The organism is Cellvibrio fontiphilus, assembly GCF_042646205.1.
Classification (GTDB): Bacteria; Pseudomonadota; Gammaproteobacteria; order Pseudomonadales; family Cellvibrionaceae; genus Cellvibrio; species Cellvibrio fontiphilus_A.
Genome location: NZ_JBHRTF010000016.1, coordinates 1 through 14302 on the forward strand (window position 1 = coordinate 1; position 14302 = coordinate 14302).

A 14302-nucleotide genomic window follows, 5' to 3' on the forward strand; every position below is an offset into this window, starting at 1 on the left:
AAATGATGACGATTTTAAACGCTATGGTGCGGGATAACTGCGAGTGGCAGGCTAACTAAATTTGCGTTTCAGGTATTGATTTTCTACCACAGTCGCTTGTTAGGCATTAATTTAATTGCACATATTCTGATTAGAACTTCTTTTAAAATAATAATAAACGAACCTAGCCATTAACCTTAGTGCAAATAGGTTAAACCTATTTCCATTTCACAGTATGCCCAAAACCAACAGCGGATTCTGCTTCTTTTTTTGCTTCTTCAATTGATGAAAAACCAGCGCTGCCAGCATTATAAACACCGCGTTGAGTTGTTGAACCATACTCCAAATAATAAGTGTCCTGTACTGAGTCATTAGCAAACTCTGGCGAATCTTCATAGTCACCTGTGCCGTACCGTACTTTGCTATAAATTATTCGGATGTCGCACTCAACAATTTCGTTATATAAAAACGTTCCTGTTTTTACAATATTGAATTCACGATTCTGTTCTTTCATGCTTTGCCTAACGCTTAGTTAATGGGCAGTTTGTAAGTTGCGCTTGCGATAAGCTTTCCGTAACTAAAGCCCAAACGCGCAACTTACAAATTGTCCCAGCGCACGAAGTGCGCGTATTAAACGACTGGTTGTAAGCAGGACGTTAGGTGTAGCTACAGCGCGAAAACTCTTACGAAAACCGCGCCGACCTAAAATTTCAGCGCGCGGACGTGATGGGGCTGTAGCCGAGCGCGATTCACTGTAATTCCATTTCAACTTCGGTTAACACTGCGGCGAATTTAGCACAGCAGTGCAACCTACGTGAACTTTCAGCACTCGACCAGAGGTTAGACCGGACGGCAGGTGATGTACTAGAAACTGCAACCGCATTTCTTCATGACACTCACCAAGTGCGATGACAAAACTAAAATATTACCTTACAACGCCGAGTTCAGCGGCAGTTTTTAAGTTGTGGTTTTATGGGATACTTTTGCGCAGCAAAACCATAAAACTGCGACTTAAAAACTGTCCAAGGAGCGTAGCGACTGGTGCTGCAACGACTTGTTATGCAGATTAACGGCCACCGGAAACGTCTAGCAGCGCACCTGTGACATAACTAGCAGACTCACTCAGCAACCACATAATAGAGTTTGCAACTTCATTTGATGTTCCCGCCCGCTTAATTGGAATAAAGTTTTTCAACTTTTCAGGACGTTCAGCGTCACCTGCATGTGAATGCATTTCCGTTTGAATTAGACCAGGCCTTACTGCATTTACGCGAATACCATATTCCGCAACTTCTTTAGATAAACCAATTGTAAATGTGTCAATAGCACCTTTAGATGCTGCATAGTCAATAAATTCATTTGGCGACCCGAGCCTAGAAGCAACCGATGATAGATTCACTATTACTCCACCGCTACCACCATTTTTTGTGCTCATTCGCTTAACAGCTTCACGGGCGCATAGAAAGCTGCCATAAACATTAATTGAAAATATTTCATGCAGTTTTTCTAATGAAGTTTCTTCAAAACGTTTAATTGGAGCTATAACTCCTGCATTGTTTACCAAGTGAGTTATTCTACCTAACCTTGTGTCAATTTCATTAAACAAATGAAGCACGCCAGACTCTGTGCTTATATCAGCTTTAACCGTAATAACACGCGCACCATGAATACTTATGGATTCTTTTAACTCTTCTGCTTTTTGAGTGTTGTTTCGATAATTGATGCAAACAGAGTAACCGGAAGCTGCCGCCATTTCAGCAACTGCAGCTCCAATACCCGAGCTAGAACCAGTAACCAATAAAACTTTTTCCATATTATGGTCTCCAATACTTGCTACGCATAACGTTAAGTTCAGCGGCAGATTTTAAGTTGCGGCTTTGTGGAATACTTTTGCGCAGCAAAACCACAAAGACGCGACTTAAAAGCTGTCCAGTGGAGTGGAGCGAAGCGGAACGATGCTGCAACGCCTTGTTAAGCATTTATATTGAGTTCGTTTCTAACAGATTCCCAGTTTGGAAACTGAGGACTACCAAAATGAATTAGCCTTCCTTCGAAGTGCTCTTGACCACGCCCCGAATTATTGTCATCAATCAAAATATCTCCTTTAAGAAGTCCCTTATTAGAACAAATAATTAAACGTTCCACAAAGCTATAACCAAATTTTTCTTCGATCCACACTCTCTTTTCGGTGTAGGAAAATGGATTTCTCGTTGAAGGAGCTGTCAGAATATAGGGAGTATATTCGTTTGAATTATAGAGTGCTTTGACTGTTTCTATTGCTCCCTCTAATGGGGTTAATTTTTGATAGAAACCATATTGAGACTGTGGGATTGCCATACGAGGGTTTTTCTCCAAAGCTCTTTTATGCTCCCCAGAAAAGTCACAAAGGACATCATCCATATCTATATAAATAATCATTACTTTCCTTCTTTGCTTAACGCCGTGGTAAACGGCAGAATTTAAGTTGTGGCTTTGTGGAATACTTTTGCGCAGCAAAACCACAAAGCCGCGACTTAAATTCTGTCCAGTGGAGAGAAGCGGAACGGTGTTTGACCACTTTGTTAGGCCTTTTCTTTTGCATACGCTTCAGCCACTAAAAACCAGCAACGTTTTATTTCTTTTATTATGGAAGGTTCTCCATGTATGGCTGTTGGTCGAACCGCAGCCGGTAGATTTTGAAGCAGCCAAGCATCCGACCAGCCTTCCCACACACCCGAAACACTTCGCAGATTACTTTCTAGAACGGGATAAACTTCGTACCAAAGAATATCTTCGACTTCAGATAAAGAAAACTCACTTTCAGAAACAGTACGCGCAATATACTTAAATGTTGAATCTTCTATTTCGGTATCCAAAAATAGATCTGACAAGGATCGCCATATTTTAAGTCGTTCTTCGGTGTTCATTTTTAAGATGCCTAACATTTGTATACCGCGCATGCGTGTTATTCCTCCTCTTGCTGATATCTTAAAAAGATAGTAACCCATTGAAGCATATGAGCTTTTGATGGGATCTTTTTTAGCAGTGTGGGGTGTAAGTGTGCATGCTTGTTTGTAGCGGTGCGTAATAGAAAATTTCACGCGTCCGCCCAGTTAAGTAGTTGAATATAGTGGGTATTTAATAAATTTGAAAGGTGGATATTGCGCAACGTAAAGAGTGGATTTGCGCATTTCTTGGGAGTGGCTAATAATATACTGTATATATAACCAATAGTATTCAAAAAAGGAGTTTTTTTATGGTGTCATTATCAAGTCCATTTTTGGAAATGGTTAGAGGTGAGATTCGGCTGAGGGGGTACAGCATTCGCACGGAAAAAAGCTACATTTATTGGATTAAGCAATTTATTTTGTTTCATCAAAAACGGCATCCAGCGGAAATGGCAGCTGTTGAAGTTAAGGCATTTTTGACCTGGCTTGCGGTTAAACAAAATGTCGCTGTGAATACCCAGAAGGTCGCTCTGAATGCGCTTGTGTTTTTGTATGCAAAAATTCTCAAACAAGAGTTGGGTGACTTGGGTTTTACCCTCGCTGTTAAGCAGCGGCATTTGCCTGTCGTTTTGAGCCAGGAGGAGATATTGCTAATTTTTGCGCAGATGCAGGGGCGAAACCGACTGATTTTCGAGTTGTTGTATGCGGGCGGATTACGCATTACTGAATGTTTACGTTTGCGAGTTCAAGATATTGATTTTTCCCAGGGTTCTATCTGTGTGCGCGATGCTAAAGGTAATAAGGACAGGCAAACTCTTTTGGGGAAATCATTGGTGCCGCAGTTAAGTGAATTAATCGAGCGCTCTCTTGAGTTACAAAGAGAGGATAATCAGCGTGGTATTGGCCCGTCATTGCCTCATCAATTAGCAAAAAAATTTCCAAACGCTTTTCGTTCGCCGGCATGGATGTATATTTTTCCGTCGGTTAGTTATTCTGAACAGCCAGTCACGCATCAGTTGTGTCGGCATCATCTGCATGATTCGGTTGCGCGTAAGGCATTACAGCAAGCCGTAGTCGCAGCGGGTATTGATCGTAAGCGCGTTACTTGCCACAGTTTTCGTCACTCATTTGCAACGCATTTGCTTCAAGCTGGTTGTGATATTCGAAATGTGCAAGAGTTGCTCGGTCATAATGATGTCAAAACTACCCAGATTTACACGCATGTTTTGGGTCAGCATTTTTCTGGGGTTAATAGTCCATTGGACAGGCTGAGGCTTTTGGGAGGGCTGTGATCTTTGCTATTCTTGTGGCTCTGCTGATGTTCGGACACTTTTATGCGTTTAATGTACACCGTTATTTTTTATTCGCTGCTTCCCGTTATTTTACTGCGCCTGTTATGGCGCTCTTTTGCCGCCCCAGCTTATGCCCGGCGCTGGGCTGAGCGATTTGGTATTTTTTCGCCGTTACAGACGGATAAAAAAGTTGTTTGGTTGCATACCGTTTCTGTGGGTGAGTTTTTGGCGGCACTGCCGTTAATCAAGCAGTTGCAATCGGATGAGCGCCTGTTGTTAGTTATTACAACTACTACCCCAACAGGTTCGGAGCGAGTGCGCACTACCTTGGGTGATTCGGTATTTCATGTTTATGCACCTTACGATGTGCCGGATGCAATCAATCGGTTTTTGTCACGCATCAAGCCTTCACTGTATTTGGTGATGGAGACAGAGCTTTGGCCCAACACGCTGGCCGCCTGCGCTAAACGTGCTATTCCATCGCTGCTAATCAATGGGCGCCTATCGGAGCGATCCGCCCGAGGTTATGCCCGCTTCTCTGGTTTAACCGCGCCGATGTTGGGCAACTTGTCCACCGCATTAATTCAAAATTCAGTTGATGCTAATCGTTTTGTTGCCCTTGGGTTGCCAGCTGAAAAAGCTGTTGTGACGGGGAATATTAAATTTGATTTATCACTCACCGACGATTTGCGTCAGCGCGCTGGTGCGTTAAAGCAACAATTATCATCAAATGGGCGGCGATTAATCTTGATTGCCGCAAGCACTCACCAAGGTGAAGATGAAATTATTCTGGATGCCTTTACACACTTGCGTGCTCGCGCAGGTGAGACTCAATCAACGGTTCTGATTCTGGTGCCTCGTCACCCCGAGCGTTTTGAGCGAGTAGGGCAGCTGTGCTCAGCGCGTGGTTTTCAGGTGATGCGGCGCAGTGAGGGGCATTGGTCTGATTCTGCAGATATTTTGCTGGGTAATACCATGGGTGAATTGTTGTTGATGTTTGGTGCGAGCGATATCGCCTTTGTGGGCGGGAGCCTGGTGCCAAACGGCGGGCATAATTTTATTGAGCCAGCGGCTTGGGGTTTGCCTTTATTGAGTGGTGAACATCTTTTTAATTTTGCGGAGGTGGCACAGTTAATGAGCGAGGCTGGAGCTCTTGTTACAGTGGGATCTGCTGCGCAATTGGCACAAGCCTTTCAGGTGTTGTTAGAGAATGCCGATGAGCGTGAGCGCAGAGGTTCGGCGGCGTTGCGTGTGGCGCGAGAAAATCGCGGCGCCTTGGCAAAAACCTGCGAGCACATCAGTAAATTCTTGTAGCTTTGTGGGCGGTGGTTATTGGTTGGTTTTTGTATCAATGACGGAAATAAAAAATGCCAAGCCGGTATGTCGGCTTGGCATTTTTCATTTGGCGAATAAAAAAGTAATTAGTTTTCGTATTGGCTGCGGCTCACCAGCGCATCGTCCAATAACCACTTATCAATTTCCTGCACATCAGCTGGGGTCAGCATACCGGCCACTTCACGTAGTTTGATGGTATTGATAACGTAGGTATAAAGCGCATCAGAGTAATTACGGCGAGCCTGATAAAGGTTGCGCTGTGCAAGTAACACTTCTACCAGGTTGCGTGTACCAACTTCGTAACCTGATTGAGTGGCTTCCAGAGCTGACTGGCTGGAGACTATGGCCTGTTTACGTGCCTGCACGTTGGCAACATCCGTTTCTACTGACAGGTGAAGCGCTCGGGCGTTTTGAATTACGTTGCGCTGGGTGCTGTTGTAAAGTTCCTGTGCCTGAGTGTATTGCGCATAAGCCTGACGCGTGCGGCCCGATGTGGCGCCGCCACTATAAATAGGTACATCAAGGCGCAGTGAAACGGTAGTGCCATTTCTGCTGATATCGCTTGGGCCACCGATTTGACTGCCGTTGTCGCTGTCGGTATCGCTATCGGAATAACCCAGGTTAGCGCCCAGTGTCGGCAGATGGCCGGATTTGTTTGCCCTGGCATTTTGCAGCGAAGCATCAGCCTGCAGTTTTGACGCTTTCAGGTTGTAGTTGTTTTTCAGGGAGAACTCTACCCAGTCTGCGCGGTTGGCGGGGACGGGTGCTACCACGGGAAATTTGGGCGAGAGCGGTGCAACCTGATCTTCTGGCTTACCGGTCAATACTTCCAATGCTTCATAGTTGATGCTCAGGTTGCCGCGTGCAACCAGGGTCGCGGCGCGTGCACTGTCAAATGCAGCCTGGGCTTCATGCACCTCGGTAATGGCGGTCAGGCCCACATCAAAACGTTGTTTGGTTTGCTCAAGTTGCTTGGCGAGGGCTTTTTCTTCCGCAATAGTTGCTTCCAGGGTTTCAACTGAGCGCAGCACATTAAAGTAGGCTTCGGCAACACGCACAATGAGGCTTTGCTGATCTGCGCCATATTGGGCTTCAGCCTGCTCGCTGAGTTTTGCACCCTGCTTGTAGTTGTACCAGTAAGACATATTGAACAGCGGCTGGCTCAAGGAGACTTCCCAACTTTGGCTGTCGGTATCGTTTTTGAGGCTGGTATTGGTCAGATTGTCTGTTGTTTCAATATCGGAATTGGAAATCTGTGCATTGGCATTGATTTGTGGCAATAGGTTGGCGCGCGCAATGGTGCGATTTTCCACACCAGCTTCATATTTGGCTTTGTCTGCTTTTAATTGCGCATCATTCTGTAGTGCAAGTTCGTAGACATCTAACAGGCTATTGGCATTAGCCGTAAATGGCGTCAGCGAAAACAGGCTGACGAGCAGGTAGAGCTTGGTCTTTTTCATAGGGGTTTCCAAAGTCCAGGTTAGAAATTCCAGTTCAACACCCGCTGTATTGTGCCGGTTGGCTTGAATCAAAACGGGTGTGGGTGCATCGTGGCAAGTCGCAGGAGTGTAGCTGCTTGCCGCCGTGGGGTCGAGAAATGAACAAGGGTTCAGTAGTTAAAAAGGGTAAAACGTCTCGCTTACCGCCGGAAGTTACAAATGTAAGCTAGCTCCCGGTGTTTACCTTTCCATACCTTTGATAGCTAACGCTAAAAAGCCCTTCCCGCGACTCTACGCTCCATGGTGACTTTTTAGATGCAATAAACCTGCAGTTGGATTCAGGCGAACTAAAATTGTAGAAATCCGGCTTTCGGGGCGGGGTCAACTTTTGTGTCGAATAACGAATTTTCTCAGGAATTGGCAGCTTTTTCGTTAGGCTTGATTGCTTCCCCCTGAGCCAACTTTTATCATGCGCGCCCATTTGCATCGCGCCGGGTTCATTTGCCCCTTCTATATAGAGTCAGACTGATACAGTCAGGCTGCAATCTACCTTTATGTCGTCATTAAGAGCGGCGTTGCCGGCTTGCCAGTTGCAGGCCAGCAACAGCGCCATGAAATACGAAGTGTTTTTGCCAAATAGATGCGTTGCCACCGGTTTTTTCACTACCAAAAGGGTCTTTTATGACTATGTCCATTGAAATTGTATTGGTGATCTTCGCCGTACTCGCCCTGTTAGGGGTGGTATTGGAAGAGGTGATCCATATCAACAAAGCGAAAACGACACTGTTTTTTGGCAGTTTGTCCTGGTTGGTTATGTTTATGTTTGCGGGCGGCCACGAGCAGCAAGAGGTAATGCTGGAGAAGTTGAATCACAACCTCCTGGAGATTGCCACGCTCTGGTTGTTTTTGATGGCCACCATGACCTTTGTGGCTTACCTGAATGCCAAGGGAATTGTGCAGTCTGTGGTGCAGCGCTTGTGTCCGGCACAGATGAGCTTGCGTAACTTGATGTTGTTGGTTGCATTATTTGCGATGATGCTTTCCATGGTGTGCGACAACGTGACAGCAACTTTGGTGACACTTGGTTTGGTGCATGCATTTGATGTTGATAAGCGCACCCGTATAAAACTGGCTGTGTTGGTGGTATTTGCTGTGAATTCCGGTGGTGTAGCCTTGATCACCGGTGATGTAACTACACTGATGATTTTCCTCTCTGGCCACGTCACTATGCCGCAATTACTTGTGCTCTGGTTGCCGGCAATTGCTGGTGTGATGGTGCTGGCCTTGCTTATGTTTCCCGGTATTTCCGGTCATGTCACCATCGAGAAAGATACAAAAGTCTTCACTGGAATGGACTGGGCGATTGTAGGTACCTTTTTCTCCACCATTCTTTGCACCATGTTGTTCAATTTCTTTTTTGGTGTGCCGCCGGTGCTTACCTTTTTAACTGGCCTTTCTATCATGTTCTTTATCGGCCACTTTATGGATATGGATCCACATGAAATTCGTATTCTGGAGTACGTGCGTCAGATCGAATACGAAACCCTGTTGTTCTTCCTCGGCATATTGCTATTAGTAGGCATGCTCAAAGAAATTGGCACCCTGGATTTGTTGACCAATTTCTACGCTCAGCTTGCCCCACAATATGCTAACTATTTGATGGGATTGTTCTCGGCGCTCATCGATAACGTGCCGCTCACCGCCGCTTTGTTGAAGTCTGAGCCGGTGCTGCCCACTTCTGAATGGTTGGCGTTGACCTATGGTGTGGGTGTTGGTGGTTCTCTGCTCGCGATTGGTTCAGCTGCCGGTATCATTGCAATGAGCAAAGTGAAAGGTCTGACTTTTGGTGCCTATTTGCGCTACACGCCTTTAGTGCTTATCGCTTACACCGTTGGCTATATAGTCGCACTCTTAATAGCAACATCGCTCTTTGGCCATAGCGTCTGACCGTGAATGGTGATGATAAAAAACCGGGGCAATAGCTCCGGTTTTTTTATGGCCAGCAAAACATAAAAGCGCCCATAAACTTGAATTTACACACAATTTATAAAGTTTTTGGCTGTTAGCTGTCAGTATCCACGCATTTTTATTTATTAACACTTTTTAACCATCTGTGGAGCTTGTTCATGTCGTCATTAGAGATAGCCAAACTCGATCTCATGTATGTCGGGATCATTATTTTTACCGGGCTGTTGGGGGGCGTAATTGCCAAAAAGATTAAAGTCCCCGATATAGTCCTGTTTTTGCTCATCGGAATAGGCTTGGGGCCTACTATTGGCGGCATTTTGCACGTGCCTGCCGACTCCACCATGAATCAGTTAATTCTGACCATTGGTGCTTGCTATTTGTTGTTTGAAGGTGGGGCAACTTTGCGTTTTGCGGTGCTGAAAGAAATCTGGATTTCTCTTACCGTTATTGCCACTTTCGGTGTTTTGATTACCGGTGCGATTATTACCTATGCCGGTGTGTGGCTTGGAATACCCATAGGGATTGCATTAGTGCTGGGGGCATTGACTGCATCCACTGACCCCGCAACCCTGGTGCCTATTTTTAAACAGGTTCCAATTAAAGACCGTGTGTCCCAGACCGTAATGAGCGAATCAGCGCTCAACGATGCTATGGGTGCAATTGCTACTTTTGCGGTAGTCGCTTATGTTATGGGTACAGGCGAGGGTTTTAGCCTTACGCATTCGCTCGGTGAGCTGGCTTATGAGGCCGGCATGGGGTTGGTGCTTGGTGCCATAGTTGGTTATAGCGCAGCGTTTTTGATGGCACACAACAGCTTTGGTATTTTCCGCGAGGTTACCCCTTTCGTAATTATTCTGGCGGTGATTACCGTGTATTTGCTGGCGGATAAAATTGGCGCGTCCGGATTTATGGCGGTGTTTACTTGCGGTGTGATGATCGGAAACAAAGAGACTTTTAATTTACCGCTCGATCACCACGAACATGAATACTTGGAGGATTACGTAGGAAATACCGCACTCTTGATGCGCATGTTTATTTTTATCCTGCTTGGCTCGCAGGTGGATTTCCATCTGTTAAAAGAATACCTGGGCGTTGGTTTGGCGCTGCTATTTATCTTTATATTCATCGCTCGTCCGCTCACGGTATTCATCTGTGCCGGGCCAGATCGTCGCGCTAAATGGACCTGGAAAGAATTGGTATTTATGAGCTGGACGCGCGAAACCGGTGTGATCCCGGCGGCTTTGGTGGGTATTTTGGCGGGCATGAAAGTGCCCGGTATTGATGTGGTAGGCGCGATTACCTTTATCTTTATTCTGGGCACCATTTTGATTCAGGCACCTACAACTGCCTTGCTTGCCGGCAAGCTTGGATTGTTGAAGTCGCAAGAAAAATCAGAGTAGCCCTACTCTTGCTGCAAGCCCTCGTGATTACACGAGGGCTTGACCCTGAAGCAGCCCTGCGCTTAATCCAAAAGGTTCCTTTACTCCCTTCTCCAAGTTCAATAGACTGCGGTTTTTCTTGTCGGGGTGCTGCTTGTAGGCGATAAGCCAGCAATACAGCTGAGATATACCCGCCGACCTGATCCGGTTAGTACCGGCGTAGGGAACGAGAGCCTTCCATGTTGCATCATCGCTGTTGCTGCCCCCAAGAGGTGCACCAACAGTGACCCGGTTTCCCTCTCTCCTCTCCGCGCCTTGACTCAATATTCATCTATCGCGGAATGTCAATGAATCACCCACTGCAAAGTCCTGCCGAGTTAACTCCCATCGCGCTTACCATTGCTGGCAGTGATAGCGGTGGCGGTGCGGGTATTCAGGCCGATTTAAAAACCTTTTCAGCGCTCGGTGTCTATGGCACCAGTGCTATAGCATCTTTGACGGCTCAAAATACCCAAGGTGTGCAAGGTGTTTTACCGATTCCGCCGATGTTTGTGCAGCAGCAAATCACTTCAGTGTTAAGCGACATTCATGTGTCCGCAATAAAAACCGGCATGTTGGCAAGGGCTGATATTATCGCTGCTGTTGCTGAAACCCTGACTGCTTATCCGCAGATTCCGTTGGTATTGGACCCGGTAATGGTTGCCACCAGTGGTGATCGTTTATTGGCAGAAGATGCTATTCAAACACTTATCGAAAAATTACTTCCACTGGCGACTTTGGTGACCCCCAATCTGCATGAGGCGGCGGTATTGTTGGGGACCCCTATTGCGACGGATGTAGAGCAAATGCAATTACAAGGCGAGCAAATTCTCGCGCTGGGTGCCAAGGCTGTGCTGATGAAAGGAGGGCACGGTGAAGGTGAGTCTGCTACTGATTTGCTGATCACAATGGCAGGAGTTAAAGCGTTTTCAGCGCCGCGTTTGGCAACCAAAAATACCCATGGCACTGGCTGCACTTTGGCATCTGCTATTGCTGCCGGTTTAGCCAAACAATATTCACTCAGTGAATCCGTTCAACAAGCAAAAAATTATTTGCAGCAAGCGTTACTGAATGCTGAAAAATTACACATAGGGCAGGGTGCAGGTCCTGTTCATCATTTTTATAAATTTTATTAATACCGAGGACACCATGAATACCAGCGTCGAAAAAATTCTGAGTCAATCTGCCGAGGTGGATAAAGCCTCGGTACAACCTTTTACCGGTTCGCAAAAAATTTATGTACAGGGCTCGCGCCCGGATATTCGCGTGCCTATGCGTGAAATCACCTTGGCTGATACGCCAACGGATTTTGGCGGCGAAAAAAATCCACCGGTGCGTGTCTATGACACTTCCGGTCCCTACACTGACCCGAATGTAAAAATTGATTTGCGCACCGGTTTGGGCGATGTGCGCACAGCATGGATTGAAGAGCGCAATGACACAGAAATTCTGGAGGACAGCCACTCACAGTTTACCAACGAGCGGTTGAATGACCCCAAACTTGCGCACTTGCGCTTTAACCTCACGCGCAAACCGCGCCGTGCCAAACCGGGCATGAACGTGTCGCAAATGCACTACGCCAAAAAAGGCATCATCACACCGGAAATGGAATACATCGCCATCCGCGAAAACATGGCGCTGGCACAGGCGCGTGAATTGGGTGAGCTGCCTGAATATAAAAACCTGGGGCAGCAGCACAAGGGCATGAGTTTTGGTGCCAGCATTCCCGATGAAATTACGCCGGAATTTGTGCGCGCTGAAGTCGCGCGCGGCCGTGCGATTATTCCGGCTAACATCAATCACCCGGAATTAGAGCCGATGATTATTGGCCGTAATTTTTTGGTGAAAATTAACGGCAATATCGGCAACTCTGCACTGGGTTCTTCCATTGAAGAAGAAGTAGAAAAACTTACCTGGGGTGCACGCTGGGGCGCTGATACGGTGATGGATTTATCCACTGGTAAAAATATTCACGAAACCCGCGAGTGGATTATTCGCAATTCGCACGTACCGATTGGCACTGTTCCTATTTATCAAGCCTTGGAAAAAGTAGACGGCATTGCAGAAAATTTAACTTGGGAAATTTTCCGCGATACGTTGATCGAGCAGGCAGAGCAGGGTGTGGATTATTTTACCATCCACGCCGGTGTGTTATTGCGCTATGTGCCGCTCACGGCTAAACGTGTCACCGGTATTGTTTCGCGCGGTGGTTCTATTATGGCCAAATGGTGTTTGGCGCATCACAAAGAAAATTTCCTCTACACCCACTTTGAGGAAATTTGCGAAATCATGAAGGCTTACGACGTCAGCTTTTCTCTGGGCGATGGTCTGCGCCCCGGCTCCATTGCTGACGCTAATGACGAAGCGCAATTCGGCGAGTTGGAAACCCTGGGTGAACTCACCAAAATTGCCTGGAAGCACGATGTGCAATGCATGATTGAAGGCCCAGGCCATGTGCCTATGCACATGATTAAAGAAAACATGGAAAAACAATTAGAGGTTTGTGACGAAGCTCCCTTTTATACGCTTGGCCCATTAACTACCGATATAGCACCAGGTTACGACCACATTACTTCCGGTATCGGTGCGGCGATGATTGGCTGGTACGGTTGCGCCATGCTCTGTTACGTGACGCCAAAAGAACACTTGGGTCTGCCCAACAAAGACGATGTAAAAGAAGGCATCATTACCTACAAAATCGCGGCGCATGCAGCGGATTTGGCCAAGGGCCATCCGGGGGCACAGCTGCGCGATAACGCACTGTCCAAAGCACGTTTTGAATTCCGCTGGGAAGATCAATTTAATTTGGGCCTGGATCCGGATACCGCTCGCGCTTATCACGATGAAACTCTACCTAAAGAATCCGCCAAGGTAGCTCACTTCTGTTCTATGTGCGGGCCTAAATTTTGCTCCATGAAAATCACCCAAGAAGTGCGCGACTACGCCGCTAAAAACGGCACGGATATTTCTGTGATTGGCGATCAGGACATTATTAAAATGATTGATGTCGAGGCCGAGATGAAACAAAAATCCAAAGAATTTTTGGAAGCAGGCGCAGAGATTTATCACAAAGTTTAACGCAAACAGTACCCCCTCCCGGCCTCCCCCTTGTCAGGGGGAGGAGCTAATCAAGCCTTTTTCCTTGGTAAGTGGTTTAGCTAAATCTCCCTCCCCTGGTAAGGGGAGGGCAGGGGAGGGGTAATTTTTTATTCATTTATTACGCACAAAATTATGATCAAAAAACCTGAATTTACTCGCGCCGATGTAGAAATTATTCGCCGGGAAGAAATGTACAAACGTTTTTTTCGCGTAGAGAAAATTTTCTTGCGCCACAAATTATTTGAGGGTGGCTGGGGCAAAGAAATTGGCCGTGAATTATTTGTGCGCGGCGAAGCGGTTGCGGTTGTGCTCTATGACCCCAAGCTGGATCTGATCGGTTTAGTCGAGCAATTTCGTATTGGTGCCTTGGATGAACCCAATGGCCCTTGGTGTTACGAAGTGGTTGCAGGAATGTTGGAGCCGGGTGAGTCACCGGAGGAGGTGGCGCGACGCGAGCTAATGGAAGAGGCAAATGTAACTCCCTATGCGATGGAATACATTTGCAATTATTTATCCAGCCCTGGCGGCTGCGATGAAAAATTACATTTATATTGCGGCCTTTGCGACCTGAGTCAAGCCGGTGGTGTCTATGGTTTGCCGGAAGAAGGTGAGGATATACGAGTGCATCTGCTCGCTGCTGATGATGTGTTTGCGGAGTTATTAAACGGTGCGTTTAATAACGCAGCGGCGCTAATTTGTCTGCAATGGTTGCAAATGAATCGCGATCGTTTGCGTTTGCGTTTGCAAGTGGCGGGAGAATAAATTTTTTAAAGCATTGACTTAGTGCAGGCAGTGACTAACACTTCTGATGACTGCTGTTGAATCACTTGCGAAAAACAGCTGAC

The 14302-nt window shown here is 46.6% G+C and carries 12 protein-coding genes and 1 riboswitch; of the genes, 7 read left to right on the forward strand and 5 right to left on the reverse strand.

Annotation, left to right across the window (positions count from 1 at the left end; genetic code table 11):
* Positions 1-196 precede the first annotated feature (196 nt).
* From ACFODX_RS16810 to ACFODX_RS16825, 4 genes are all read right to left on the reverse strand, one after another.
* Entirely contained in the window at positions 197-493 is a 297-nt protein-coding gene (locus tag ACFODX_RS16810; RefSeq protein WP_378121290.1) for a hypothetical protein, read from the reverse strand.
* A gap of 552 nt (positions 494-1045) precedes the next feature.
* On the reverse strand, positions 1046-1792 hold the full coding sequence (locus ACFODX_RS16815) for an SDR family oxidoreductase (protein WP_378121292.1): 747 nt from the start codon (positions 1790-1792) through the stop codon (positions 1046-1048).
* A gap of 158 nt (positions 1793-1950) precedes the next feature.
* Complete coding sequence (locus ACFODX_RS16820; RefSeq protein ID WP_378121294.1) at positions 1951-2397, reverse strand: 5' nucleotidase, NT5C type; 447 nt, start codon at positions 2395-2397, stop codon at positions 1951-1953.
* Between the two features lie 143 nt (positions 2398-2540).
* Positions 2541-3059, reverse strand: a complete 519-nt coding sequence (locus ACFODX_RS16825; RefSeq protein ID WP_378121296.1) for a DUF7079 family protein — start codon at positions 3057-3059, stop codon at positions 2541-2543.
* A 155-nt stretch (positions 3060-3214) separates the two neighbouring features.
* Between ACFODX_RS16825 and ACFODX_RS16830 the strand changes: the two genes are divergently transcribed.
* Together ACFODX_RS16830 and waaA are read left to right on the forward strand one after the other, a co-directional pair.
* Positions 3215-4198 carry an integron integrase gene (locus tag ACFODX_RS16830; protein WP_378121299.1) on the forward strand — a complete coding sequence of 328 codons (984 nt, stop codon included), beginning with the start codon at positions 3215-3217 and terminating at the stop codon, positions 4196-4198.
* A 42-nt stretch (positions 4199-4240) separates the two neighbouring features.
* On the forward strand, positions 4241-5512 hold the full coding sequence (gene waaA / locus ACFODX_RS16835) for a lipid IV(A) 3-deoxy-D-manno-octulosonic acid transferase (protein WP_378121301.1): 1272 nt from the start codon (positions 4241-4243) through the stop codon (positions 5510-5512).
* A gap of 107 nt (positions 5513-5619) precedes the next feature.
* Here the strand turns inward: waaA and ACFODX_RS16840 are convergent, their stop codons facing one another.
* The gene (locus ACFODX_RS16840) at positions 5620-6993 is read right to left on the reverse strand and encodes a TolC family outer membrane protein (RefSeq protein WP_378121303.1); all 1374 of its coding nucleotides are present in this window, start codon (positions 6991-6993) and stop codon (positions 5620-5622) included.
* A 660-nt stretch (positions 6994-7653) separates the two neighbouring features.
* Here ACFODX_RS16840 and nhaD point away from each other — a divergent pair.
* The 5 genes from nhaD (at position 7654) to ACFODX_RS16865 (ending at position 14219) form a co-directional block, all read left to right on the forward strand.
* Positions 7654-8919 carry a sodium:proton antiporter NhaD gene (gene nhaD, locus ACFODX_RS16845; protein WP_378121305.1) on the forward strand — a complete coding sequence of 422 codons (1266 nt, stop codon included), beginning with the start codon at positions 7654-7656 and terminating at the stop codon, positions 8917-8919.
* Positions 8920-9098: 179 nt separating this feature from the next.
* Entirely contained in the window at positions 9099-10340 is a 1242-nt protein-coding gene (locus tag ACFODX_RS16850) for a cation:proton antiporter (protein ID WP_378121307.1), read from the forward strand.
* Positions 10341-10452: 112 nt separating this feature from the next.
* A riboswitch (TPP riboswitch) is annotated at positions 10453-10562 on the forward strand.
* Positions 10563-10666: 104 nt separating this feature from the next.
* The gene (gene thiD / locus ACFODX_RS16855; RefSeq protein ID WP_378121309.1) at positions 10667-11494 is read left to right on the forward strand and encodes a bifunctional hydroxymethylpyrimidine kinase/phosphomethylpyrimidine kinase; all 828 of its coding nucleotides are present in this window, start codon (positions 10667-10669) and stop codon (positions 11492-11494) included.
* A 13-nt stretch (positions 11495-11507) separates the two neighbouring features.
* On the forward strand, positions 11508-13436 hold the full coding sequence (thiC, locus tag ACFODX_RS16860) for a phosphomethylpyrimidine synthase ThiC (protein WP_378121312.1): 1929 nt from the start codon (positions 11508-11510) through the stop codon (positions 13434-13436).
* Positions 13437-13589: 153 nt separating this feature from the next.
* Entirely contained in the window at positions 13590-14219 is a 630-nt protein-coding gene (locus ACFODX_RS16865) for an NUDIX domain-containing protein (RefSeq protein ID WP_378121314.1), read from the forward strand.
* Positions 14220-14302: the final 83 nt, after the last annotated feature.

What these genes read in the sequence shown, in the direction of transcription:
- thiC (WP_378121312.1), top strand. Translation starts at nt 11,508, where the DNA reads ATGAATACCAGCGTCGAAAAAATTCTGAGTCAATCTGCCGAGGTGGAT.
- ACFODX_RS16830 (WP_378121299.1), top strand. Translation starts at nt 3,215, where the DNA reads ATGGTGTCATTATCAAGTCCATTTTTGGAAATGGTTAGAGGTGAGATT.
- ACFODX_RS16820 (WP_378121294.1), bottom strand. Translation starts at nt 2,397, where the DNA reads ATGATTATTTATATAGATATGGATGATGTCCTTTGTGACTTTTCTGGG.
- nhaD (WP_378121305.1), top strand. Translation starts at nt 7,654, where the DNA reads ATGACTATGTCCATTGAAATTGTATTGGTGATCTTCGCCGTACTCGCC.
- ACFODX_RS16865 (WP_378121314.1), top strand. Translation starts at nt 13,590, where the DNA reads ATGATCAAAAAACCTGAATTTACTCGCGCCGATGTAGAAATTATTCGC.
- waaA (WP_378121301.1), top strand. Translation starts at nt 4,241, where the DNA reads ATGCGTTTAATGTACACCGTTATTTTTTATTCGCTGCTTCCCGTTATT.
- ACFODX_RS16815 (WP_378121292.1), bottom strand. Translation starts at nt 1,792, where the DNA reads ATGGAAAAAGTTTTATTGGTTACTGGTTCTAGCTCGGGTATTGGAGCT.
- ACFODX_RS16850 (WP_378121307.1), top strand. Translation starts at nt 9,099, where the DNA reads ATGTCGTCATTAGAGATAGCCAAACTCGATCTCATGTATGTCGGGATC.
- thiD (WP_378121309.1), top strand. Translation starts at nt 10,667, where the DNA reads ATGAATCACCCACTGCAAAGTCCTGCCGAGTTAACTCCCATCGCGCTT.
- ACFODX_RS16810 (WP_378121290.1), bottom strand. Translation starts at nt 493, where the DNA reads ATGAAAGAACAGAATCGTGAATTCAATATTGTAAAAACAGGAACGTTT.
- ACFODX_RS16840 (WP_378121303.1), bottom strand. Translation starts at nt 6,993, where the DNA reads ATGAAAAAGACCAAGCTCTACCTGCTCGTCAGCCTGTTTTCGCTGACG.